Below are 24,852 nucleotides of genomic sequence, written 5' to 3'. Positions count from 1 at the left end.
TTGAGCAGTCATCGGTGTCAGTCCCAGGTTGGCGCCAGGCCGTCAGGGCTGACCTCGCGGCCGTTGCGCTCCAGCTTGGCGATGCGTGCCATGTCGTCGGTGTCCAGCGTCAGGCCACGGGCAAGCAGGTTGCTGGCCAGGTTTTCACGCTTGGTCGACGACGGGATCACGGCATAGCCCAGTTGCAGGGCCCAGGCCAGGGCAACCTGGGCGACGGTAGCCTTGTGCTTGGCGGCGATCTGGGCCAGTACCGGGTCTTTTAGCACTTTGCCGTAGGCCAGGGTCATGTACGAGGTCACGGTGATCCCTTGTTCCTTGAGGAACGCGGTCAGCTTGCTGTTCTGCAGATAGGGGCTGAGCTCGATCTGGTTGGTGGCGATTTCCCCTTTGCCGACCACGGCAATGGCTTGCCTGGTCAGCTCGATGTTGAAGTTGGAAACGCCGATCTGGCGAGCCAGGCCTTGCTGCTTGGCGTCGGCCAGGGCCTTCATGTACTCGGGCAGTTCTACGCCGTTGCCCGGCGCTGGCCAGTGGATCAGCAGCAGGTCGACGTAGTCGGTGCGCAGTTTCTGCAAGCTGTCACGCAGGCTGGGGATCAGCTTGTCGGCGGCGTAGTTGTCGACCCAGATCTTGGTGGTGATGAACAGCTCGCTGCGCGGCACGCCGCTTTCGGCGATGGCCTGGCCGACTTCGGCTTCGTTCTTGTAGATCTGTGCGGTATCGATGACACGGTAGCCGACTGCCAGGGCAGACTTGACCGAGTCGATGACGGTTTGGCCGGTGAGGCGGAAGGTGCCGAGGCCGAAGGAAGGAACGCTCATGGGGTTGCTCCTGAATAGGGGGAGGATCATGTGGTGCCCAGTGTGCAGGTTTGAACGGCAGCGAATAAGCCGCTATGGCGCCAAAGTCATTTGACCTGTAGGCACAAATACATTTTCAAGTTGTGCATTCACTACATAAATAGGGCCAGAGGGGATTGGAACCTTGTTCAGCTAGCGCTTTTTTATCAAGCGTTGAGGCTGCCCATGACCCCTTCCGTAATACCTGCCGACTCCATCGATGCGCTGATTGCCCGTCAGTTGCCAGGCTGGCTCAAGCGCGCGTCTGCCCAAGAGCTGACAGAGCTGCGCGCCGCTGCTTTGCGCCAACAGCGGGCGCAGGACCAAGTAGACGCCTGGTTAGGGGCCATAACCCCCTTGGATGAGTTCGCCGAGTCGTTGCTCAAACGTGCGCCCGAGGCCCGTTCGATCAAGCAGGTAGACCTGCGCCAGGCTCAGCTCAGGTTGGTGACCCTCCAGCCAAAACCGTCGATATCGCCTGCTTTACCTAGCACGTCAACACGCATCGTCAGCACCCAGACGCTTCTCTCGGCGGCACTGCATAACTTCCACGAAAAGGAAATGCAGCCTGGCTGGTTCGCGGCCGGGTCGCAGTTGGTCACTGCCAGCGGGCACCTGCTGCCGCTAAGTGCGCAAGCCTTTGTCCGCCTTTGCAGAGACATTGATATTGGCAGGCGTTATCAAAGCCATTTGCAATCGAAGCTTGAAGGCGAGGGGGTGGCCGTCGAGAGCACCCTGGAGGAGGCGTTGAGGGCCAACCTGGCGCTTGCTGCAATCGCCGCAAGGATCAAGGATGAAATCGATGAGCAGACCTGTCAGTGGATCAACCAGGTGGTGGGCACAGGGTCTTTCCTGCCAGCCGACAACACCGTATTGAAGTGTCACACCCTGCGGCTGTTGGGGAAGGAGGTCATTGGCGCACTGGTGATCGAAGTGCGTCAGAACGCCCGCCTGCTTGGTGTTATCGCGTGGTTCCCTGAGGACCCGTATGCCCCGGTGAGTTGGCACACCAGCTGGGAGCTGCTGTACATGACGCTTGGCATACGCTTGCGTAATGAGGCCTATCGGCGCTACTTCCAGCGCTTCGTCGCAGAGCGTGATCGCATCGCCTTCTGCGCGGCCCTGAACGCACTGCTCAGCCACGGTAATACTGTTCTTCCGCTTGAGCTGGATGGCCGCTGTTTTGCGATCGAGGGCGACGTGTTCGTCGCGCTGCGCCAAGCCCGGATCGAAAAAATGCTGGATGACGCACGGGTATTGGCGGTTTCGACAGAGGATGAAGATGTCGCCGACCGTCGCGCACGTTTGCAGGGCTATCTGGATTTGGGGTTGAGCGTGGCAGGCCTGGCAGCGCTGTTTGTGCCTGTGTTGGGGCAGGCCCTGCTGGGGCTTACGGTGGTGCAACTGGCGGGTGAGGTGTACGAAGGCTACCAGGATTGGCAGTTGGGTGATCGCGACGCCGCATTGGGCCACTTGTTCAACGTGGCCGACACGGTCGTGATGGCGGCGGTGACGGCGGCCGGAGCGACGGCACTTGGCAAGCTGGCACAGCGAGTGGCGCGGGTGGATGCCATGGTGCCAGTAAGCCTGGGCGATGGCCAGTTGCGGCTGTGTGATCCGTCCTTGTCGGGCTATCAGCGTGAGGGCGTCGATCTGATGGTAGGCCAGGCCGTGAATGAAACTGGCCGTTCGCTGAGGCGCCTGCACGATGCTGTCTATGAGGTGAGCGAAGGGGACGATGGCGCATGGCGTATTCATCACCCATCAAGGCCAGGGGCGTATTCACCAGCACTTGAGCACAATGGTGCCGGGGGATGGGTGCATGAGTTCGAGCAACCGCAGCGCTGGCATGACCCCGCCTACATGGTGCGCCGCCTTGCCAGCCGCACGGCGCAGGTGCCCGATGAGGCGGTATCTGTAGCGCTGCAGACCACCGGTTTCGAGGCTGACTGCCTGCGCCGTTTGCTGTTGGAAAATGCGCCCGCGCCGGCACGCTTGCTCGATGCCATCGAACGCCAGCAATTGCACCGTGATTTCCCGATGTTGCGGGGGGACGCTTTCGAGGAGGTCTTCAACGAGCGACAGATCAGCCCGCAAGCAGCGGACCGCGTATTGATGCGGGACTTCCCAGGCCTTTCCCACCGCTGCGCACGGGAAATCGTCGAGGGGGCCAGCAGCATCGAGATGGAGAGCCTGACGGGTGCAGGCCGGGTACCCCTGGCCTTGGCGGAGCGTGCCCGCTGGGCAATACGCGACAGCCGGATAGACCGTGCCTGCGCAGGGTTGCGCCAGGCCGCCGCAGAAAATGACGATACCGGTAAGCTCGCGCTGGGCCTGATCGATGCAATCGCCCCTTGGTCGGCTGGGGTCAACGTTGAGCTGCCTGCCGCGGGCAGGGGTGGGTTGCTGCAGATGTTGAGACGGCAGCTGGACAGCCGCCAGCGACAGTTGCTTGGTATTAGCCAGATGACGGATGACGCACTGGGTGAGCGGCTTGGGCGTGAGGCACTCGCTGACCGTGAAGCGGCGGCCCGAATGATTGGGCTGGCCCGTGTGGGGCAGGGGATTCGCCCTCCTGTACGGTTGTTCGATGGGCGGATGGGCTACCCGCTCAGTGGCCACCTGACAGGGACTCGCCAGGCACTACGGCGCACGTTGAACCACGTGTATCCGGTGATGAGCAGTGAGCAGCTGGAGGCCTATCTGCAAGACCTGGCTTGGCGGGGAGTGGACCCCTGGAACCATGTGAGCCAACTGCTACAGGCCAAGGTCAGCCTCAAGCAGGCATTGCAAGCCTGGCGAAATGACGCAGGACTGAACATTGTTCGCCGCCTGCGTCGTTTCAAGGTTGCCAGGCGCATTACGGCAAGCTGGCAGCGCTTTACCCCAGGGGAGGTGGCGGGTGACTACCACCTGACCCTCGTGGGTGAGCGGGTGGGTGAGTTGCCGACCTTGCCTGACAATGTGAGTTTCGACCACATCACGCACCTGACCCTGCGCGATATGCAGGTGACGAGCCTTGATGCGGGCTTTCTTGGTCGCTTCAGCAAGGTACGCAACCTGGACTTGCGGAACAACCAGCTGACGCGCCTTCCCGCAGGTATCGAGCAACTGACCGAACTGAGGACCCTGCGCCTTGGCGGCAACCAGATCGTGCTTTCCAGCGAGGATAACCTGCGTTTGAGCCAGCTTGGGGAACTGCGCCGCCTGGAGCTCAACGGCAACCCGGTCGGTTTGCTGCCACCCTTGGCGTCTTTCCCCCTGCTGCGCCGGCTGTCCTTGCGCAACACCGGGCTGGGCGAACTGCCCGCTGATCTGGCCAGGCACGGTAATCTGGAGTTGCTGGACATGCGTGACAACCAGATCCAGACGCTGCCTGAAGCGTTGTCTTTAGTGCCGCTTCGCCTGTGGCGGGGCCTGGAGCTGCACGACAATCCACTCTCGGACGAAACCCTGCAGCGCTTGCAGTTGGCCAGGGCGTCGGCCGGGGCCGCTGAGCGGCGACGTGTAGCCCATGCCACTGCGATCCCGAATGCTGCAGCCCCTTGGTTGTCAGGATTCACGCCGGCCCAGCGCGAGGTGCGATTGGCGAGCTGGAACCGCTTGAACCAGGAAGCCGGGGCGCAGGATCTGTTCCGCTTTTTCTCTGATTTACGCGCCCTGCGTGAATACGACGCACAACCGCGCGACCTGCAGGCCCGGGTGTGGCATATCCTCGAGGCCTGCGAGCAGCACGCTGAAGTACGCGCGAGCCTGTTCGAGCAAGTTGCCCGGCCGCGCAGTTGCAGTGACGAGTTGCTGCTGACGCTCAGCGAGCTGGAGGTTGGCGCGCTGGTCGCCAAGGCCGGTACAGCCGGTACCGGGTTACAGAAGGAGCGGGCGCTGGTCAGGCTGGGGCGTTCGTTGTTCCGCCTGGACAAAGTCAACGCAATTGCCGCGCGGCATATTGCGGATTACTTCTCGAACGATCCCGTTGAGGTTTACCTGACCTATCGCGTCAGGCTGGCAGATAGTCTCGACCTTCCCGTGCAGCCCAGCCATCTTTCGTACGAGAGTTTCAGTGGAGTTGGCCGTGAAGACCTGGACGCCGCGCGCAGCGAGGTGCTGCGGCAGGAAACGCCACAAGCCTTGGCGCAGGCGCTGGCAGATCGAACCTTCTGGCAGGACTACCTGCAGGAGCAGCAGGCGGCGCGCTTCAGCCGCCTGGACGAGCCTTTTCAGCAGCGCCTGGATGCGTTGCTCGAACAATCGAAAACGCTGAGTGATGGCGACTATTTTGCCCAGGTCGAGCATATCTGCGCAGCGCGTGAGGTCGCGAAACGGCAGCTTTTGCTTGAGTTGAGCCGTGAGGCAATCCAGCGCCACGGCCTGTGAACGAAACAGCCCGCCGAGAGGCGGGCTGTTCGCTGGGGCGGGACGATCAGCGGCGGCGGAACAGCGGCAGCGGTTCGTCGGTGGCGGCCTGGTAGGTCACCGAGAAGTCCTTCAGGCTTTGCAGCGCGTCTTCCGGGTCCTTGTCGGCACGGATGGCGAATGCGTCGAAGCCGCAGCGGGCCATGAAGAACAGCTGGTCGCGCAGCACATCGCCGATGGCGCGCAGTTCGCCCTTGAACTTGTAGCGGTCACGCAGCAGACGCGCATTGGAGTAGCTGCGGCCGTCGGTGAATGCCGGGAAGTTCAGGGCGATGACCTGGAAGTGGTGCACGTCTTCACCGATTTCCTCCGCTTCCTGGTCGCTGTCCAGCCATACACCCAGGCCGCCATCGCGGGCCTTGAGCACGTGGGCATGGTCGCGCCACATTTGCAGCGGCACGATGTAGTCGTCGCAGTTGGTCAGCTCGTCGAACGAGGTTTCCTTGGGCAGCAGGTGCCAGGTTTCGTCGACGATCTGGTTGTTCTTAATGATTCGCTGCATAGACGCGTTCCTTGAAGGGGTCGATGCCGATACGCTGGTAGGTGTCGATGAAACGCTCTTCCTCGGTACGTTGCTCGACGTACACGGCGATCAGCTTCTCGATCACATCGGCCATGTCATCCTGCGCGAAGGACGGGCCAAGGATCTTGCCCAGGCTTGCGCCGCGTGCGGCGTTGCCGCCCAGCGACACCTGGTAGAACTCCTCACCCTTCTTGTCCACGCCGAGGATGCCGATGTGGCCCACGTGGTGGTGGCCGCAGGCGTTCATGCAGCCGGAGATGTTCAGGTCGATTTCGCCGATGTCGAACAGGTAGTCCAGGTCGTCGAAGCGGCGCTGGATGGACTCGGCAATCGGGATCGACTTGGCGTTGGCCAGCGAGCAGTAGTCGCCACCCGGGCAGCAGATGATGTCGGTCAGCAGGCCGATGTTCGGGGTGGCGAAGCCGCTCTCGCGCAGTTCAAGCCACAGCGCGTGCAACTGGCGCTGCTCGACGTCGGCGAGGATGATGTTCTGCTCGTGCGAGGTGCGCAGGAAGCCGAAGCTGTAGCGTTCGGCCAGGTCGGCCACGGCGTCCAGCTGCTTGTCGGTCACGTCGCCCGGGGCAACACCGGTAGGCTTGAGTGACAGGGTCACAGCCACGTAGCCCGGGCGCTTGTGGGCGCGGGTGTTGCGCGAGCGCCAGCGGGCGAACCCTGGGTGCTCGGCATCCAGGGCGGTGTAGTCGACGTTGTCGAGTGCGAGGTACTCGGGGTCGACGAAGTGGCGCGATACGCGCTGCACTTCGGCTTCGGTCAGGGTGGTGGTGCCGCCACGCAGGTGGACCATTTCGGCCTCGACCTTTTCGGCGAACACTTCCGGGGTAAGGGCCTTGACCAGGATCTTGATCCGCGCCTTGTACTTGTTGTCACGGCGACCGTAACGGTTGTACACGCGCAGGATGGCGTCGAGGTAGCTGATCAGGTCCTGCCACGGCAGGAACTCGTTGATGAACGAGCCCACCACCGGGGTACGGCCCAGGCCACCACCTACCAGCACACGGAAGCCCAGTTCGCCGGCAGCGTTGCGCACCGGCTCAAGGCCAATGTCGTGCACTTCGATGGCGGCGCGGTCTTCCTGCGAGCCGTTGATGGCGATCTTGAACTTGCGTGGCAGGTAGGCGAATTCCGGGTGGAAGGTGGTCCACTGACGGACGATTTCACACCACGGGCGCGGGTCGACGATTTCGTCTGCGGCCACACCGGCGAACTGGTCGGTGGTGGTATTGCGCAGGCAGTTGCCGCTGGTCTGGATCGCGTGCATCTGCACGGTGGCCAGTTCGGCGAGGATGTCGGGGATGTCTTCCAGCGCCGGCCAGTTGAACTGCACGTTCTGGCGGGTGGAAATGTGGGCGTAGCCCTTGTCATAGTCGCGAGCGATCTTGGCCAGGGTGCGGACCTGGTTGGCGTTCAGCTGGCCGTACGGCACCGCGACACGCAGCATCGGCGCGAAACGTTGGATGTATAGGCCGTTCTGCAGGCGCAGAGGGCGGAATTCTTCTTCGCTCAGCTCACCGGCCAGGTAGCGGCGGGTCTGATCACGGAACTGCTTGACGCGGTCCTCGATGATCCGCTGATCGTACTCGTCGTATACGTACATAAAAGTCCTGTCTCAGGCATGCAGCTATTCGCGCGCACGGCCGCGCACTCCGGTACGGAGCCGGGGAACGATAGCAGGTTGCGGTTATGCGCTAAAGTGATGTTTTTGCATATGAAAAGAACCAAATGGACTATGTGAGATTGACTGCCATTTGTGCGCTGAGCATCGCCAGGCGTTTATAATCCGGTGTTTGCTTCGCAGAGATGTGACCCCATGCTCAAGGCCCTGTGCCAAAGCTTGTGCCTTGTCTTGCCACTGGTGGCAAATGCGCAACCGGCTTCGGTGGTGTTCCTCAACCCGGGGCTGTCCACCGAGACATTCTGGACCAGCTATACCCGCTTCATGCAGGCCGCCGCGGACGAGCTGGGCATGAACCTGCAGGTGCAATACAGCGAGCGCCGCGCCGACCTGACACTGACCCAGGCCCGGGCGATCCTGAGCGCGCCGCAGCGGCCGGATTACCTGGTGCTGGTCAACGAGCAGTACGTGGCACCGGAAATCCTGCGCCTGTCGCGTGGCACCGGGGTGAAGCTGCTGCTGGTCAACAATGGCCTGACCGCCAGCCAGCGCCTCAGCATCGAGGGCCAGCCCGACAAGTATGCCGAGCCACTGGGTACCTTGATGAGCAACGACGAGCAGGCAGGCTTCCAGATGTTGCACCTGATGCTCGCGCAGCTGCCTCGCGACGCAGGGCCGGTGGATCTGGTGGCTTTTGCCGGGGTCAAGACCACCCCGGCCTCGCAGTTGCGCGTTGAGGGCATGCGCCGCGCCCTGGCCGATTTCCCTCAGGTGCGCTTGCGGCAAGTGGTATACGGCGGCTGGAACCGCCAGCGCGCCTATGAGCAAGCGAAGCAGTTGCTGGAACGTTACCCGGCCACCCGGCTGGTGTGGTCGGCTAATGACCAGATGGCCTTTGGTGCCATGCAGGCGTTCGAGGAGGCCGGGCACACGCCGGGGCGTGACGTGCTGTTCGCTGCCGTCAACAGCTCGCCCGAAGCCTTGCGCGCGCGTATCGATGGGCGCCTGAGCGTACTGATGGGTGGGCATTTCACCCTTGGCGGTTGGGCCATGGTGATGCTGCACGATGATGCCCACGGGCTGGCGTTGAACCGCGACGGCGTGCGCGAACGCCGTATTCCGGTATTGCAGGAAATCGATCAGGCCAAGGCCAGGCGTTGGCTGAAGCTGTTGGAAAGGGACGACTACGGCGTCGATTTTCGGCGTTACAGTGCCGAAGGGCGGCCGCCCGGGTACCGTTACCCGTTTCTGGCGTCACCGGTCGAATATTGAATGACCCTGCTTGAGGGAAGGGCATTGCTCGTCTTAACTGCTGGTGGTGAAGTGCATTCCCATAACCACTACAAGAGGCAATGCAATGGGAAACTCAACCAAGGTCCGCAAAGCTGACAGCAGTGTCGATGCCTGGGCGATCCTCTGCCTGATCGTTCTGGTGGTGGTCACTGCCGTGTATTGGGTCAGCCACCAGTGACTTGCAACTCAAGACCGTGATGTAGCAGGGGCGTCTGCGGGAGGGAATCTCGCAGGCGCTTTCTTATTGCCTGTGGCCGCTTCTTCGCGGTGAAAACATATCCCTTGAGAATGGCGCAGGACCGTCGTAGGGGCAGGTTTACCCGCGAAAGGGCCGGGCCTGCTGGCCAATTTCCACCTGCCGTTCACCGTTGCCGCCGCTACCGTATTCGCGGGTAAACCCGCTCCTACGCCTGAACGAGGGTGGACACAGGTCGGGGGTTGGACAGGCCGCTGTAGGCGCGGGTTCACCCGCGAAGAGGCCGGCACAGGTTAGCGGGTCAGGTGCAGGGCCAACTGCACCAGCCCGATCAATACCGCAATGAACACCAGGGTGAACAGCGCCCCCAGCGCAATGAAGTGGCTGGCCTTGCCGTGGGTGAAGTCGCGTGCGCGGTTTTTGCCGCTTTGCACGCCGAAGGCGGCAGCGAGGATGCTGTGCAGCATCTGCCAGAAGGTCGGGGGTTTGCCCTGGCTGGAATCGTCCATGGTGGCTCCTGGGGAAATCAGAGGCAATCAGGGACAGTGTAGGCAATGGTTGTGAGGTTGCCCGTACCGGCCTCTTCGCGGGGAAACCCGTTCCAACAGGTAAATGACTGCCCTTGAGGGCTGTGTCATACCTGTGTGGGCAAGCCCGCGAAGAAGCCAGCGCAGTCGTTTAGCTGTCATACCCCAGGTTAGGCGCCAGCCAGCGCTCGCTCACGCTGATATCCTGGCCTTTGCGTGCGCTGTAACGCTCGATCTGGTCCTTGTCGACCTTGCCTACGGCAAAATACTTCGCCTGCGGGTGGGCGAAGTACCAGCCGCTGACCGCCGCCGCCGGGAACATCGCGAAGTGCTCGGTGAGGTACACCCCGCTCGGCCCGGTTTCACCGATAGCGGTGCCATCGAGCAGGCGGAACAGAGTTTCCTTTTCAGTGTGGTCGGGGCAGGCCGGATAGCCCGGCGCAGGGCGGATGCCGCTGTACTGTTCCTTGATCAGCGCCTCGTTGTCCAGGTGCTCGTCGCGGGCATAGCCCCAGTGCTCTTTACGCACCTGCTCGTGCAGCCATTCGGCACAGGCTTCGGCCAGGCGGTCGGCCAGTGCCTTGACCATGATCGAGCTGTAGTCGTCGCCCTTGTCCTGGTAAGCCTTGGCCACTTCCTCGGCACCGATGCCGGCGGTGGTGATGAAACCACCTACGTAGTCGGTAACGCCACTGTCTTTCGGTGCGACGAAGTCGGCCAGCGACCAGTTGGGCTTGCCGTCCGGCTTGATGGTCTGCTGGCGCAGGTGATGCAGGGTGGCCAGTGCCTGGCCGTCTTCGCCGTAGACTTCGATGTCGTCATCGTCCACCTGGTTGGCCGGCCAGAAGCCGAATACCGCGCGAGCGCTGATCAGCTTCTCATCGATCAGCTTGTCGAGCATCTCGCGGGCATCCTTGTACAGCGCCGTGGCGGCCTCGCCAACCACCTCGTCGGTGAGGATGCGCGGGAACTTGCCGGCCAGGTCCCAGGAGATGAAGAACGGCGTCCAGTCGATGTACTCGGCCAGGGTGCGCAAATCGATGTCCTCCAGCACCTTGACGCCGGTGAAGGAGGGCGCCGTCGGCTGGTAGCCGGCCCAGTCGTACTGCGGCTTGGCGGCGATCGCCTGGGCGTAGCTGAGGCGTTCGGTGCGGGCGCTGCGGTTGGCGGTACGCTCACGCACGTCCACGTATTCCAGGCGGGTCTTCTCGACGAAGCCTGGCTTGAGTTCTTTGGACAGCAACTGGGTGGCCACGCCGACCGCGCGCGAAGCGTCGGTGACGTAGACGACCGCGTCGTTGCTGTACTTGGGCTCGATCTTGACTGCAGTGTGCGCCTTGGAGGTGGTGGCGCCACCGATCATCAGCGGCAGTTCGAAGCCCTGGCGCTGCATTTCGCGGGCAACGTGGACCATTTCGTCCAGCGACGGGGTAATCAGGCCGGACAGGCCGATGATGTCGCACTTCTGCTCGCGGGCCGTTTGCAGGATCTTCTCCGCCGGTACCATCACGCCAAGGTCGACGATGTCGTATCCGTTACAGCCCAGCACCACGCCGACAATGTTCTTGCCGATGTCGTGCACGTCGCCTTTCACCGTGGCCATCAGGATCTTGCCCTTGGCTTCCGGCTTGTCGCCTTTTTCGGCTTCGATGAACGGGATCAGGTGAGCAACGGCCTGTTTCATGACGCGGGCCGACTTGACCACCTGCGGCAGGAACATTTTACCCGCGCCGAACAGGTCGCCGACCACGTTCATGCCGTTCATCAGCGGGCCTTCGATCACTTCGATGGGGCGCGCGCACTGCTGGCGGCATGCTTCGGTGTCTTCGACGATGAACGCGGTGATGCCCTTGACCAGCGCGTGCTCCAGGCGTTTTTCCACCGGCAGCGAGCGCCACTCTTCGTTTTCCACTTCCTTGGTTGCGCCGCCACCCTTGTAGTCGTCGGCGATGGCCAGCAGTGCATCGGTGCCATGCGGGGTGCGGTTGAGCACCACGTCCTCGACCTTTTCACGCAGCTGGGCCGGGATCTCGTCGTAGATCTCCAGCTGGCCGGCGTTGACGATACCCATGGTCAGGCCGTTCTGGATCGCGTGATACAGGAACACCGAGTGGATCGCTTCACGCACCGGGTTGTTGCCACGGAACGAGAACGACACGTTGGACACGCCACCTGAGCTCAGGGCGTGGGGCAGGTGGTCGCGGATATAGGCACAGGCCTCGATGAAGTCGACGGCGTAGTTGTTGTGCTCTTCGATACCGGTGGCGACGGCAAAGATGTTCGGGTCGAAGATGATGTCTTCTGGCGGGAAGCCCACTTCGTTGACCAGGATGTCATAGCTGCGCTGGCAGATTTCCTTCTTGCGCGCGGCAGTGTCGGCCTGGCCGACTTCGTCGAAGGCCATGACCACCACGGCAGCGCCATAGCGCTTGCACAGGCGGGCGTGGTGCTTGAACTGCTCGACGCCTTCCTTCATGGAAATGGAGTTGACGATGCCCTTGCCCTGGATGCACTTGAGGCCGGCTTCGATCACTTCCCACTTGGACGAGTCGATCATGATCGGTACGCGCGAAATGTCCGGCTCACCCGCGATCAGGTTGAGGAACCGGACCATGGCCGCCTGGGAGTCGAGCATCCCTTCGTCCATGTTGATGTCGATTACCTGAGCGCCGGCCTCGACCTGCTGCAGGGCGACTTCCAGGGCTTCGGTATAATTCTCTTCGCGGATCAGCCGGGCGAACTTGGCGGAACCGGTGATGTTGGTGCGCTCACCGACGTTGACGAACAACGACTGGCGGTCGATGGTGAACGGCTCCAGGCCCGACAGGCGGCAGGCCTTGGCGATTTCCGGGATCTCGCGCGGCTTGTACTTGGCCACGGCTTCGGCAATGGCCTGGATGTGCCCCGGCGTGGTGCCGCAGCAGCCGCCAATGATGTTGAGGAAGCCGCTGACGGCGAATTCTTCGACCACCGCGGCCATCTCGGCCGGGGTTTCGTCGTACTCACCGAAGGCGTTCGGCAGGCCGGCGTTGGGGTGGGCGGACACGTGGGTATCGGCCTTGGTGGCCAGCTCTTCCAAATACGGGCGCAGGTCCTTGGCGCCGAGGGCGCAGTTCAGGCCCACGGAAATCGGCTTGGCGTGACGCACCGAGTTCCAGAACGCTTCGGTGGTCTGGCCCGACAGGGTACGACCGGAGGCGTCGGTGATGGTGCCGGAGATCATGATCGGCAGTTCGACGTTGTCGTCCTCGAACACTTGCTGCACGGCGAAGATCGCCGCCTTGGCGTTGAGGGTGTCGAAGATGGTTTCGATCAGGATCAGGTCGGCGCCGCCTTCGATCAGGCCGCGGGTGGCCTCGATGTAGTTTTCTACCAACTCGTCGAAGGTGACGTTGCGAAACCCTGGGTCGTTGACGTCCGGGGAAATCGAGCAGGTTCGGCTGGTAGGGCCGAGCACGCCGGCAACGAAGCGCGGCTTGTCCGGCGTCTCCAGGGTCTTGGCATCGGCAACCTGGCGAGCGATGCGCGCGCCTTCGACGTTCAACTCGTAAACCAGCGACTCCATGCCGTAGTCGGCCTGGGAAATCTGCGTGGCGTTGAAGGTGTTGGTTTCGAGAATATCGGCACCGGCATCCAGGTAGGCCTTCTCGATGGCGGCGATCACGTCCGGGCGGCTGAGCAGCAAAAGGTCGTTGTTACCCTTCACATCGCTTGGCCAATCGGCAAAACGCGTGCCACGATAGTCGTGTTCCTCCAGGCGGTAGCTTTGGATCATAGTACCCATGCCGCCGTCGAGGATCAGGATGCGCTCTTTGAGTGCGTTCTGGAGTGCTTGGAGACGAGCGCTGCGGTCGGACATAGGAACTACCTGGTCGGGCGAATATCAGAAGGTGCCGAATCATAACAAAGCTGCGCGGTTTTTAGGCATGTCGCCCATTTGCATGAAAACTGCTCATGTTGGGCGGGTGGAGGCAGCGCGAAGCACCCAGGACGACCAGGCAACAAATCGTGATGGCTTTCAAGAACCAGGACTTTCCGCACATGGTGCATCGTATCCTTGCCGGCGCCTTCGCCCTGCTCATCAGCGGCGCGGTATTCGGGCAGGCCCCCCAGTCGAGCCCGGCTATTTCCTACACCCGGGACATTCAACCGATCTTCACCGAGAAGTGCGTGGCCTGCCACGCCTGCAACGACGCCGCCTGCCAGCTCAAGCTGGAAAGCCCTGAAGGCGCGGTACGCGGGGCCAGCAAGGTCCCGGTGTACCAGGGCGAGCGGAGCAAGGCAGTCCCCACCACGCGGCTGTTCTACGACGCACACAGCGAAGAGCAATGGCGCAAGAAGGGCTTCTACTCGGTGCTCGACAACCAGGGCGGTCAGGCCGCGTTGATGGCGCGCATGCTGGAGTTGGGCCACAAGACCCCGCTTACGCCCAACGCCAAGCTGCCCGAAGAGATCGTCCTGGGCCTGAGCCGCAACAACATGTGCCCGTTGCCCCATGAATTCGACGCCTATGCCGGCGCACACCCCAAGGAGGGCATGCCGCTGGCGGTGACCGGGCTGACCGACAAGGAATATGACACCATGCGCCGCTGGCTGGCCGCTGGTGCGCCGGTGGAGTACCAGCCGATCCAGCCGAGCGCGGCCGAAGCCAGGCAGATCGCAGAGTGGGAAGAACTGCTCAACCGCCCGGGTTCCACCGAGGCGCTGGTGGGACGCTGGCTGTACGAGCACCTGTTTTTGGCGCACATCCATTTCGCTGGCGGCGAGCAGGGCCACTTCTTCCAGTGGGTGCGCTCGCGCACGCCAAGTGGCAAGCCGGTCGATATCATTGCCACCCGCCGCCCCAACGACCCACCGGGCACGGACTTCTACTACCGGTTGATCCCGGTGCAGGGCGTGATCGTGCACAAGACGCACATCACCTACCCGATGGGGCCGCAGAAGCTCAAGCGCGTGAAGCAGCTGTTCTATGCCGGTGACTGGCATGCTGCCGCGCTTCCGGGCTACGGCCCGCGCCACCGGGCCAATCCGTTTGAAACCTTCGAGGCGATCCCGGCGGTGGCGCGCTACCAGTTCATGCTGGATAACGCCGAGTACTTCGTGCGCACCTTCATCCGTGGCCCGGTGTGCCGCGGGCAGATTGCCACCGACGTGATCCGCGACAACTTCTGGGCGCTGTTCCAGGAGCCGGCCTTCGATCGCTACATCACCGATGCCAAGTACCGCGGCGAGGCTACCCCGCTGCTGGCCATGCCTGGTCAGATCGATGACGTGGGCAGTGTGCTGAGCCTGTGGCACGCCTATCGTGACAAGCGCAACGACTACGAGAAACTGCGCCGTGAAGCCTATGCCGAAATGCCGGCACCGAGATGGTCGACGCTGTGGGCCGGTAACGACAATGCGCTGCTGAGCATCTTCCGTCACTTCGACAGCGCATCGGTGACCAAGGGCCTGGTGGGGGATGTGCCGCTGACCGTGTGGCTGTTCGACTACCCGTTGTTCGAGCGCACGTATTACCAGCTGGCGGTCAACTTCGATGTGTATGGCAACGTTTCGCACCAGTTGCAGACGCGCCTGTACTTCGACCTGATCCGCAACGGCGCCGAGGTCAACTTCCTGCGCCTGATGCCGGCCGACCAGCGCAAGGCGATCCTTGGCGACTGGTACCAGAACAGTGGCAAGGTGAAGATGTGGATGGATTATGAAGACATCGACACCGACACCCCGAGTGGCATCAAGCTCGACCCGCGCAACCCCAAACGCGACTTTGGACTGAAGCTGCTGCAGCGCACCGGCAGCCTGAATGCCGCACCGGACCCGATCAACCGCTGCCAGGGCGCGTTCTGCTCACGGCCGCAGATGAGCGAAGAATTCCGCAATGCCGAGCAGTCGCTCAGCCGACTGGTGTCACGCCCGGCGGCCGGGCTGAAGGTGATCAACCAGTTGCCCGAGGCGACCATGCTGCGTATCGAAGGGCAGGACGGCCAGCGTCAGGTGTACAGCCTGCTGCGCAACCGCGCGCACAGCAACGTGGCGTTCCTGCTGGGTGAGGCGTACCGCTATCAGCCGGGGCTGGATACCCTGACCCTGTACCCGGGGGTGCTCTCCAGCTACCCGAACTTCATCTTCAACATCCCGACCAAGGATGTGCCGGAGTTCGTCGAGGACATGGAGTACGCCAAAGATGACGCGGCGAAGTTCGAGCGCATTGTCATGCGCTGGGGTGTGCGCCGCAGTCACCCGGCCTTCTGGCGCTATTTCCATGACCTGAACAGCTATATCAAGGAGACCGAACCGGTCGAGGCGGGCGTGCTGGACATGAACCGCTACGAGAACCTCTGATCGGGTTGGCTGACCTTTCCGAGTACCTTGCGGTCGGAACGGGTGGGTGGTCTTGATCGATTGCAAAGGGGGCTGCTTTGCAGCCCTTCGCGGGTGAACCCGCTCCTACAACAGGTACGGCGCTGCTCTCAAGGCTGGCGCTGGCCTCTGCACTCGATACGGGCCTCAATGCACCGCCAAGCGCAGGGTATTCCATGCTGTATTCGCTTCAGGCACTGCGGGCGTTCGCCGCCTGGGTGGTGGTCTGCCACCATTTCATGCAGATCTTCTTCGACTTCCACGCCACCGGCCCCATCGGCCAACTGCTCACCGACCGTGGCGCCGTAGGCGTCGACATCTTCTTCGTCATCAGTGGGCTGGTCATCTACCTGTCGACCCGCGACAAAACCGTCGAGCCGCGCCAGTTCCTGCTCAATCGGGCGCTGCGCATCGTCCCTGCCTACTGGTTCTACACAGCCCTGATGGCCATATTGCTACTGGCATTCAGCCAATGGATGCCACATCAGTCGTTTGACTGGCGGCACCTGTTCCTGTCGCTGCTGTTCATCCCGGCGGAAAACCCAGGTGGCTATGGCCTGTACCCGACCCTGAACGTGGGCTGGACGCTGAACTTCGAGATGTTCTTCTACCTGCTGTTCGGCCTGGCCTTCCTGGTACGCCAACGGCATCACCTGCTGCTGGTGACTGCCGCTCTGTTGCTGGTCAGTGAGGTACTGGGGCGCATGGGCGTGGTCAGCCGCTTCTACAACAACGACATCATCTACGAGTTTCTGCTGGGCATTGGTGTCGGTGTACTGTACCGCCGCGGGCTGATCCGCCAGGGCCGGTGGTTGCCGCTGGCGTTGCTGGGTGTGGCGGGCATGGCGATCTACTGTCTGGACGCTTCCCAGCGCTTGCTGCACTGGGGGTTACCGAGTGCGATGATCGTCCTGGCCTTCGTGGCCATGGAGCCGCTGTTCCAGGGCAATCGGCTGCTCAAGGCCCTTGGCGACTGTTCCTACTCGGTGTACCTGATACATGTGCTGGTGCTGTATGCCGGTTGGTTCGCCAGTCAGCGCCTGCATCTGAACCCGTTCCTGACATTTGCCCTGTGCGTGCCGTCCATTGGACTAATGTCGTGGTTCAGCTACCAGTGGCTGGAGCGCGGCCTGTACCGGCGAATGCAGGCCTGGCTGGCGGCGCAACGGGGGCCGGCCCCTGAATATGCGCTTTCCCGAGTCAATTGCTAGGACTTTGTTCGAAGGCTGGGTTGGCGTACACTTGGCCGCAAGTCTGTGAGGAACCTACATGAGCGCTATAACCATTACCGACGCCGCCCATGACTACCTGGCCGATCTGCTCTCCAAGCAGAATACGCCCGGCATCGGCATTCGCATTTTCATCACCCAGCCGGGCACCCAGTACGCCGAGACGTGCATCGCCTACTGCAAGCCGGGCGAAGAGAAGCCTGACGACACCGCCGTGGGTCTGAAAAGCTTCACTGCTTACCTTGACGCCGTCAGCGTACCCTTCCTGGAAGACGCGCTGGTCGACTACGCCACCGACCGCATGGGTGGCCAGCTGACCATCAAGGCGCCAAACGCCAAGGTGCCGATGGTCAACGAAGACAGCCCGATCAACGAACGTATCAACTACTACCTACAGACCGAGATCAACCCCGGCCTGGCCAGCCATGGCGGCCAGGTGAGCCTGGTGGACGTGGTCGATGACGGCATTGCCGTACTGCAGTTCGGTGGTGGCTGCCAGGGTTGCGGCCAGGCCGATGTCACCCTGAAGGAAGGCATCGAGCGCACCCTGCTCGAGCGTATTCCGGAGCTGAAGGGCGTGCGCGACGTGACTGACCACAGCCAGAAAGAAAACGCCTACTACTGAGTTGAAGGCGGCTCCCTTAGCAACAAAGTGTTACGGTTTCAACCCCTGCGACAACAGGCCGCAGCCCGTATTCAAAGGGCTGCAGGCCATCCCCGCCATGGTCGGGTAGAACCCCTCTGGGTGTCATGCCAGAATGCCCCGGTTTTTCGACCGGCCCGTCCCGAGGGCCGGCACCTTCCCTGTAAAGGATGGTTTCATGAATGATCTTTTGACCCGGCGTGCGGTTGTCGCCGGCATGGGCGTTCTCGGGCTTGGCCTGCTGGCAGGCTGCAGCCCGGCCCGGGGGCTCGAGTTCAAGTACGGCAAGAACATGAGCAACGAAATCCTCGGGCGCAAGTTCAGCCTCAAAGACCCGCAAGGTAACGTGCGCACCCTGTCGAGCTTTTACGGCAGCATGCCGATGGTCTTCTTCGGCTTCACCCAGTGCCCGGCCGTCTGCCCGACCACGCTGGCGCGGGCGGCGCAGATTCGCAAGCTGCTGAGGGGCCGCGACCGCGACCTGTTCCAGGTGGTGTTCATCACCCTGGACCCGGAGCGCGACACGCCCGAGGTGCTCGATGCCTACGTCAAGGCCTTCGACCCGACGTTCACCGCGCTGACCGGCACCCCCGAGGAAATTGCCGCCGTGGCCAAGGAATTCAAGGTGTTTTACGAGAAGGTTCCGGCCGGAGACACCTACACCATTTCTCACTCGTCCACCAGCTACGTCTACGATACACGTGGCACCCTGCGCCTGAGCCTGGGCCATTCCCTGAACGCCAAGGAATGCGCCGAAGATCTGGTCACCCTGATGGAGATCTGCTGAATGTCGATGCAACCGATCAAACGTGGTCTGGCTGCCCTGGTACTGATGGGGCTGGCCCTGCCGGCCCTGGCCCAGACCACCGTGAGTGATGCCTGGGTGCGTGCCAGCGTGCCGCACCAGCAGTCCACCGGTGCTTTCATGGTCCTGACTGCCAGCAGCGACAGCAAGCTGGTGGGCGTGGCTTCGCCCGTGGCCAAGACCGTGCAGGTGCACGAGATGACCATGAACGGTGACGTGATGGGCATGCGTGAGGTCAAGGCTATCGAATTGCCAGCCGGCAAGGCAGTGACCCTGGACCCGAATGGCCTGCATGTCATGCTGATGGGCCTGCACAATCAGGTGAAGGAGGGTGACAAAGTGCCTCTGACCCTGACCATCGAGGATGCCAAGGGCGCCAAGGAAACCCTGGAAGTTCAGGCACAAGTGCGTGCGCTCAACGCCGACGCGGGTGGTGGGCATGATCACATGCACATGAACCACTGACAGATCAAAGGGCCGCGTTCAGCGGCCCTTTTCTTTTCAACTGCGCCTTTCAGCTACGAAAGCGCGGCAGCGGTCTGTCGAGGGTCAGCGACGTCAGGGTCTTGCGAACCTGGGCCTCATCGGCCTCCAGTGCCTTCAGGCTAGCGCGGATCTTGCCGGCGGCGGGCACATCGCCCTGCCGGTCGATCCAGTCGGCAATCTCCTTGCAGGCACTGCTCAGACAGGCCTGGCGCTGGTTCATCAACGACAGAAGGGTGGTGAGCTCTCTTTCGGACATGGCAGGATCCTCCATTCAGCCTTGTCAGTGTAGCAGAGGGTTGGCCAGGCTCTTGCGGCCTTTGCAAGGTGCGCTGCGGCAGCTGCCAGTGGCTGCTCTTGCGGCCCAGTAACAACTCGTTACTTATAAACAGCGTGTTTAAAGTTGATGCTCGTGCCGTGCAAGGGATTCAGGGCTCGATTTCTGAACGTGACCTGTTGAAGTGCTCAACTGCACAGTCGGGAAAATGCCGTCGGGTCTGCATTCAAAGAATGGTTGTTGTAGGAAAATTCCGGGTTTCTGATTTTCGCTTGCAGAAAGCATCGGCGTTGTTACAACTTTCATGTTGAGCTCAATCCTGGCCGAGTCTTAGATTGAGTTGGCCAATATTTGGCAATCTCAATCGGCTCAAAGGAGTGCCCATATGAATCTGCAATCCAAGTGTTCAGGAGCGATGTCGCCAGGAAGTACCCGCTAATGCTGACATTGCGCATTAACCCCGGAACGCGTTCGCTGTCGCTGGGCTACAGCTTTTCCAAATGTGGTGAATTTGCCTTCGAGGCTGCATTTGCCGTGGCGATCGTGTCCATCACAGATGCGGATATGCTTTTGATCGGCATCGCCTACTTTTTTCGTTACTTGCCAAGTGTGGTGTTTTCGCCATTGGGTGGCTGGCTGGCAGATAACGCCAACAAGAAACACACACTATTAGCAATCGAGGTGACAAAAGGCCTGCTGGCACTTTCCTTCTTTGCCTTGTTCAGCGTGTTCACGCCAGTATTACTTGCGTTGGTGGGCCTCGCAATGGTCATGACAGCGCTCGAATGCCTTTATGTGCCCACGTTTCGCGCGTACTTTCCGGACCTTGTCGAAAAGGATGAGTTAGCCACGGTGAACAGCGGTATCCAGGTAATCGAGGACGCCGCCTCGATCCTCGGGCCGCTGGTCTTTTCGGCCTGTGTGTTACTGCTGTCTCGAGAAGCCACTTTCTTGTTTTTTGCAATGTGCCTTATCGTGTCGGCCATTTGTATCGCTACCTTGACGCCTGCCAGGTGTAGTGTCCAACAGGCATTCGATGGGTGCGCCATAATCAGGGATGCGGCGGGCAGTGTGAGTCAGTTGAGGGCCGGCAATGCGCCGTTGTTCGCTGTCATTGGCTGCACCACACTCTGTGCGATGTTCGCCACGTCGGTGATTCGCTTTATCCTTCCAGCATCGGTGCTGGAGCACTTCGCCTCTGAAGCGGCGGTTGGATACGTGTTTTCACTGCTTGCGGCAGGCACGGTGGTGGGGGGCATGCTCTACACGCGCTTCAATCCGCGCACAACCGCAGGATTGGTGCTGCGTTACTGGATGCTCTATGGCGGGCTGTTTTTTGCTGCAGCAGTGGCGCTGCAATTCAATAACTGGCTGTTCCTGTTGATTCTGTTCCTGGTTGGTTTCATTGGTGCATTTGTCGATATCGCAATCGTGACCAACATCCAGTGCTTGTCGAGGGAGCATGAAGTGGGCAGGAATTTTTCCCTCTATTACTTCACCGCCGTGATGAGTGATGCCGTATCAGGGTTGATTGCCAGTTTGGTCTTCGTGCTTGCGGGGCCGGCAACCTTTATCTGGATGACGCTCATGTTACTCATCGCGCCAGTGCGCTGGAACATGAAAGGACGTGGCCCAGATGTCGACAGCCGTACATAGCTTGGGCCTGGCGTATAGATGCAAGTTCGAGAGGGCGCTGCCGCCCTTTCACGCGCGTAGAGCAGAATGAACGCAGGCTTGCCGATACGCCCCCGGGGTCACCCCATAGGCCTGCTTGAACTGCCGGCTCAAATGGCTCTGGTCGGCAAAGCCGAGGTCGAACGCCACTTGCGAAGCGGCCAGGCCGTGCTTCAGCATTTCGCGGGCGCGGGCCAGGCGGCGTTGCTTCAGCCAGGCATGGGGTGGCAGTCCGGTGGCCTGGCGGAACACCCGGGCGAAGTGGAACGGCGACAGGTTGACTGCTGCCGCCAGCGCTTCCAGTGAGGGCGGGTCGGCCAGTTGGCTTTCCAGCAGTTCGCGGGCGCGGGCTACGGCCAGGGGTTCGTGGCCAGGGGCCGAAGGCTCGGCGCACTGCCCGTGCCGCTGCACCAGGGCCAGCACCGCCTGGCGCCAGGCCGTCTGCTGCTGCAAGGCGCTGGCGCTGGCTTCGGACAACTGATGCAGCTGGCTGAACGCGAGGGCCAGGGCCGGGTCATGGATCACGCTGTCCTTGAAGCTGGGCATGCCGTGGCGGCCCAGTTCCAGTTCGTCAAGCACACCGGTCACCCGCTCGTGCTCGGGATAGAAGCCGCGATAACGCCAGCCGGCTTCATGGGCCGTAGCGCCGGTATGCAGTTCGTCGGGGTTGATCAGCACCATGCTGCCGACCGGTGCCAGGTGCTCGCTGCCGCGGTGCCAGAAGCGCTGGGCGCCCGACTCGATCACGGTGAATACATAGCCTTCGTGCACATGCGGGGCGAAGCGCTGCTGATAGTAGCGAGCGTGCAGCATCTCGACGTCGCCAAGGGCTGGCGCCTGCCAGAGGTGTGTCTGCTCGCGCAAGGCCGGGCTCATGCCAGCCAGCTGCGCAGAAGGAAGAAGATCAACATGCTCACCAGCATGCTCAGCAATACGCTGCGGGTCAACAGCACCAGGGCGATGGCTACAAGGGAGCCCAGCAGGTAGGGGTTGAGCAGGCTCAGGTTGAGCTGGTGGTCAGGCATGAAGATGATCGGGCCGCAGATGGCGGTGAGCATGCCCGGCACGGCAAAGCCGAGAAACTGCCGGGCATTCGAGCTCAGGCGCAAGGGCAGGCGCGGCTCCAGGAATGCGTAGCGGTTGAGAAACACGATGGCGCCCATGGCGAAAATCAGGATCCAGGTCATGCGCGGGCTCCGGCGAATTTCTGGCAGATGAACCCGGCGCTCATGCCCAGCAGGCCTGCGACCACCAGGGCGGTTTCCCAGTGCCAGTAGCTGAACAGCACCGAACAGAACAGCGACACGGCTACGCACACCACGGTGGCCAGGTTGCGCACCAGGGGCGCGATCAGGGCGACAAAAGTGGCGACAATGGAGAAATCCAGACCGAACTGGTCCAGGTGTGGAATGTTCTGGCCCAGCAGTATGCCGGCCAGGGTGAACAGGTTCCAGGCGATGTAGAAGGTCAGGCCCACCCCCAAGGCATACCAGCGGTTGAATTGCTGCCGGTCGTACTGGCTGGTCAGGGCGAAGAATTCGTCGGTCAGCAGAAAGCCCAGGCCCAGGCGCCAGCGCAGCGGCTGGCTGGACAATACCGGGCGCATCGACAGGCCATACAGCAGGTGCTGCGAGGTCAGCAGCAGGGTGGTGAGCAGGATCGATGCCAGGTTGGCACCCCCCTTGAGCATGCCAATGGCCACCAGCTGTGCGGCGCCGGCGAAGACGATGGCCGACAGCCCTTGCCCCTGCCAGGCGCTGAGGTTGGCCTCGATGGCCATGGATCCGGCCAGCAGGCCCCAAGGGGCAACGGCCAGGGACAACGGGAGAATGGCAATGGCGCCGTGAAGAAAGGCTTGGCGGGCGATGTGGGGCATGATGGCTGCATGACGGCTACGAGGCAGGCCAGCATGACAGACGGGGCAGGGGATGGCTTGAACGATCTTGCTGGTCGAGGCGTGTTCGTCTCAACCTCAGTGGCCAACTGACAACAGGGCCGCAAGGCGGCCCCGAATGACCCTGGGTTATGGGCGGCTGGTCAGCAGCTGTTGCGCCGTTGCGCAGCCATTGATGTCTACGGCTTTCTGCAGCAGGCTCGTGCGCTGCTGTGGGTCGAGGTCGCCAAGCAGGCGGTACACCTCGGCCTGGTAGTCGCGCTGACGCCCCCACAGCATTTCCAGGCCTTGTGGCCGGCTGCGGTTGCAGGCCAGGCGCGTGGCCGGTTGCGGGTAGTAGGGGGCGTACACGGTGGCCATGCTGGGGATGGCCTCCAGCGCTGTACGGTACTCGCTGCTGACGTTGTAGGGCCGGCACCAGGTGGCGATGGCGGGCGCCGGTGCGGCAAAACCCTGCTGGAGGCTGGCTTCGAGCAACGGGCAGGCGGCGTCCGGGATTTGCGCGGCGGGCAGGTACGTCATGTAGTACAGCGCCAGGCGGTACTGTGCGACCGGGTGGCCAAGCGCTACCGATTTTTTCAGCAGGGCAACCGCTGTCGGCAAGGTGTGAGCCATGGCCTGGCCCTGGCGGCTAAGCTCAGGGTCGCCGCCCACTGCGGTGTGCAGCGTGCTGGCAGCGTCGTCCTGGTTGTCGGCCTGCTCCAGTAGCGGCAAGGCCTGACGGTAGAGCAGGTCGGCATGAGGGTCGATGCGTACCTCCAGCGCTTGCGCGGCCAGCGGCATCAGCGCAGCCAATAGCGGGGGCAGGCGTCGCACAAGGCTCACAGGCAAACCCCATGGGTGGCCAAGTACGGATGGACGGCTTCGGTGTTCATGGCGGTCAAACGTGCGCCTCGGGCAAATCGTAACGACGACGTATTCTAGCCACCCAAGGGGGGTGGCCGAAAGACCACCCGACAACTGTCAGACGAGCTTGATCGGCGTGACCTTGCGCTGGGCATGTTTTTCCTGGGCCAGCCCAAGCTTGGCGGTGATCACCTTGGCCAAGGCATTGTTGCCCAGATCGTTCAGGTGCAGGCGGTCGATGAACAGGTCGGCGCCGAACACGGGCGAGCTGTCGAGCATGCAGTTCATGTCGTAGCAGGGCACCGGGTCGGCCTGGCTTTTGATGCGGCGGAAAAATGCCGAATGCAACTGTCTGTCGAATGCGCCCTCCAGCAGCCGGTCGAAGTTCGCCGGTTGTTGCTGCAGCGCGGTCAGCATGGCTTGCTCTCCGGCGGGCAGGGTATCCCGGCACCAGGGCAGCAAGGGTTGCAGGATGAAGGTGAGCGTGGCGTGGCTGTCTGCCAGCAGGCGATCCCATTGGCGCAAGGTGCGGCCAATGTTGTCGGCGGCACGGGCCAGCCGTTTTTCCGGGGGCGACAGTGGCCAGCTGACCGGGGGCGCGGCCACAGGAGGGGTCAGCGCTTGTCCGATGCGCCGCCACAGCGACTGCCGACGAGGTGGTGCGCAGGGCTGCATGCCTTCGCTAAAACTGTTGAGAAAGGCCTGGTAGGCCTTGGCGTGCTGCGGGTCGTTGGTACCTGCGAGGACTTCACACAGGGCTTCGTGGGCCAGGCTGTTGAGGCCACTGAGCACCACCACATGGCCGAGCTGGCCAAGGCGGTGCTGGTGGGTCAGGAACATCATCAATTCCTGGGTGGCGTTGAGCCCGCAGCCGGCCAGGCTCAGCCAGACTTCGCCCGTGAGCATCGACAGGTGCGAGGCCACTGTGTGTTCGTCGGAGCTGGCGCCGATGCCCAGGGCTGTGGAGCCGCCGACCAGCAGGTTGATGCGCGACGCACCAGCGTGCTCGGCCGCCGAAAAGCGCTTGCCGGCGCAATGGCTGTAGCGCAAGCCAAGGGCATCGGTGTTGATGGTGCCGGAGCGGTAGCCGGTTTCGTGCACATGCAGGGTATAGGGGGCACGGCGACTGCCCAGCAGGAGAAAGCGTTGGTAGTCCTGCTGCAGCGGCGAAGGAGACGGGCGCGTGTCAGTCGTGGTCATGGTCTCTCCTTCGCTTA

19 protein-coding genes are annotated in these 24,852 nt (G+C 62.2%); 8 read left to right on the top strand and 11 right to left on the bottom strand.

All coding sequences use genetic code 11. The features are described 5' to 3' along the window. Positions 1-17: 17 nt before the first annotated feature. Positions 18-821 carry a 2,5-didehydrogluconate reductase DkgB gene (gene dkgB, locus ACF8FB_RS12335; RefSeq protein WP_010953327.1) on the bottom strand — a complete coding sequence of 268 codons (804 nt, stop codon included), beginning with the start codon at positions 819-821 and terminating at the stop codon, positions 18-20. Between the two features lie 204 nt (positions 822-1,025). Between dkgB and ACF8FB_RS12330 the strand changes: the two genes are divergently transcribed. Continuing rightward, positions 1,026-5,213: an NEL-type E3 ubiquitin ligase domain-containing protein gene (locus ACF8FB_RS12330; protein ID WP_392511397.1), complete on the top strand. Its 4,188-nt coding sequence runs from the start codon at positions 1,026-1,028 to the stop codon at positions 5,211-5,213. 46 nt (positions 5,214-5,259) lie between these two features. Here the strand turns inward: ACF8FB_RS12330 and ACF8FB_RS12325 are convergent, their stop codons facing one another. Together ACF8FB_RS12325 and ACF8FB_RS12320 are read right to left on the bottom strand one after the other, a co-directional pair. Beyond that, the gene (locus ACF8FB_RS12325; protein WP_003250391.1) at positions 5,260-5,754 is read right to left on the bottom strand and encodes a DUF934 domain-containing protein; all 495 of its coding nucleotides are present in this window, start codon (positions 5,752-5,754) and stop codon (positions 5,260-5,262) included. Beyond that, entirely contained in the window at positions 5,738-7,390 is a 1,653-nt protein-coding gene (locus tag ACF8FB_RS12320; RefSeq protein ID WP_010953329.1) for a nitrite/sulfite reductase, read from the bottom strand. Before ACF8FB_RS12320 ends, ACF8FB_RS12325 begins: the two co-directional genes overlap by 17 nt. A 213-nt stretch (positions 7,391-7,603) precedes the next feature. Here ACF8FB_RS12320 and ACF8FB_RS12315 point away from each other — a divergent pair, with 213 nt between their 5' ends. Further along, entirely contained in the window at positions 7,604-8,680 is a 1,077-nt protein-coding gene (locus tag ACF8FB_RS12315; protein WP_350297636.1) for an ABC transporter substrate-binding protein, read from the top strand. 510 nt (positions 8,681-9,190) lie between these two features. On the opposite strand, the gene ACF8FB_RS12310 is transcribed toward ACF8FB_RS12315, so the two are convergent. Then, on the bottom strand, positions 9,191-9,406 hold the full coding sequence (locus ACF8FB_RS12310) for a DUF2970 domain-containing protein (RefSeq protein WP_004573790.1): 216 nt from the start codon (positions 9,404-9,406) through the stop codon (positions 9,191-9,193). 169 nt (positions 9,407-9,575) lie between these two features. Continuing rightward, positions 9,576-13,283: a methionine synthase gene (metH, locus tag ACF8FB_RS12305; RefSeq protein WP_392511396.1), complete on the bottom strand. Its 3,708-nt coding sequence runs from the start codon at positions 13,281-13,283 to the stop codon at positions 9,576-9,578. Positions 13,284-13,465: 182 nt separating this feature from the next. Between metH and ACF8FB_RS12300 the strand changes: the two genes are divergently transcribed. The 5 genes from ACF8FB_RS12300 (at position 13,466) to ACF8FB_RS12280 (ending at position 18,926) form a co-directional block, all read left to right on the top strand. Continuing rightward, positions 13,466-15,766: a fatty acid cis/trans isomerase gene (locus ACF8FB_RS12300; protein WP_010953334.1), complete on the top strand. Its 2,301-nt coding sequence runs from the start codon at positions 13,466-13,468 to the stop codon at positions 15,764-15,766. Between the two features lie 194 nt (positions 15,767-15,960). Next, positions 15,961-16,995: an acyltransferase gene (locus ACF8FB_RS12295; RefSeq protein ID WP_049587590.1), complete on the top strand. Its 1,035-nt coding sequence runs from the start codon at positions 15,961-15,963 to the stop codon at positions 16,993-16,995. Between the two features lie 58 nt (positions 16,996-17,053). Next, positions 17,054-17,638, top strand: coding sequence for a Fe-S biogenesis protein NfuA (gene nfuA, locus ACF8FB_RS12290; RefSeq protein WP_003250416.1), 585 nt, complete (start codon positions 17,054-17,056; stop codon positions 17,636-17,638). A gap of 196 nt (positions 17,639-17,834) precedes the next feature. Further along, a complete protein-coding gene (locus ACF8FB_RS12285; protein WP_003250418.1) occupies positions 17,835-18,443 on the top strand; it encodes an SCO family protein in 609 nt (202 codons plus the stop codon). Then, the gene (locus ACF8FB_RS12280; RefSeq protein ID WP_010953337.1) at positions 18,444-18,926 is read left to right on the top strand and encodes a copper chaperone PCu(A)C; all 483 of its coding nucleotides are present in this window, start codon (positions 18,444-18,446) and stop codon (positions 18,924-18,926) included. Positions 18,927-18,975: 49 nt separating this feature from the next. On the opposite strand, the gene ACF8FB_RS12275 is transcribed toward ACF8FB_RS12280, so the two are convergent. Continuing rightward, positions 18,976-19,203 carry a hypothetical protein gene (locus tag ACF8FB_RS12275; RefSeq protein WP_003250422.1) on the bottom strand — a complete coding sequence of 76 codons (228 nt, stop codon included), beginning with the start codon at positions 19,201-19,203 and terminating at the stop codon, positions 18,976-18,978. Between the two features lie 456 nt (positions 19,204-19,659). Here ACF8FB_RS12275 and ACF8FB_RS12270 point away from each other — a divergent pair, with 456 nt between their 5' ends. Further along, a complete protein-coding gene (locus ACF8FB_RS12270) occupies positions 19,660-20,877 on the top strand; it encodes an MFS transporter (protein ID WP_049587591.1) in 1,218 nt (405 codons plus the stop codon). Positions 20,878-20,925: 48 nt separating this feature from the next. On the opposite strand, the gene ACF8FB_RS12265 is transcribed toward ACF8FB_RS12270, so the two are convergent. From ACF8FB_RS12265 to ACF8FB_RS12245, 5 genes are all read right to left on the bottom strand, one after another. Continuing rightward, entirely contained in the window at positions 20,926-21,771 is an 846-nt protein-coding gene (locus tag ACF8FB_RS12265; RefSeq protein WP_392511395.1) for an AraC family ligand binding domain-containing protein, read from the bottom strand. Then, on the bottom strand, positions 21,768-22,082 hold the full coding sequence (locus ACF8FB_RS12260; protein WP_010953340.1) for an AzlD domain-containing protein: 315 nt from the start codon (positions 22,080-22,082) through the stop codon (positions 21,768-21,770). Before ACF8FB_RS12260 ends, ACF8FB_RS12265 begins: the two co-directional genes overlap by 4 nt. Next, positions 22,079-22,771, bottom strand: a complete 693-nt coding sequence (locus ACF8FB_RS12255) for an AzlC family ABC transporter permease (protein ID WP_010953341.1) — start codon at positions 22,769-22,771, stop codon at positions 22,079-22,081. Before ACF8FB_RS12255 ends, ACF8FB_RS12260 begins: the two co-directional genes overlap by 4 nt. Positions 22,772-22,918: 147 nt before the next feature. Beyond that, the gene (locus ACF8FB_RS12250; protein WP_049587593.1) at positions 22,919-23,614 is read right to left on the bottom strand and encodes a hypothetical protein; all 696 of its coding nucleotides are present in this window, start codon (positions 23,612-23,614) and stop codon (positions 22,919-22,921) included. A 138-nt stretch (positions 23,615-23,752) separates the two neighbouring features. Continuing rightward, positions 23,753-24,835: a hypothetical protein gene (locus tag ACF8FB_RS12245; RefSeq protein ID WP_392511394.1), complete on the bottom strand. Its 1,083-nt coding sequence runs from the start codon at positions 24,833-24,835 to the stop codon at positions 23,753-23,755. Between the last annotated feature and the right edge of the window lie 17 nt (positions 24,836-24,852).

This window comes from Pseudomonas sp. yb_2, assembly GCF_043103905.1.
In the GTDB taxonomy this organism is placed as follows: Bacteria; Pseudomonadota; Gammaproteobacteria; order Pseudomonadales; family Pseudomonadaceae; genus Aquipseudomonas; species Aquipseudomonas alloputida.
This window is presented reverse-complemented; position numbering and strand designations above follow the sequence as displayed.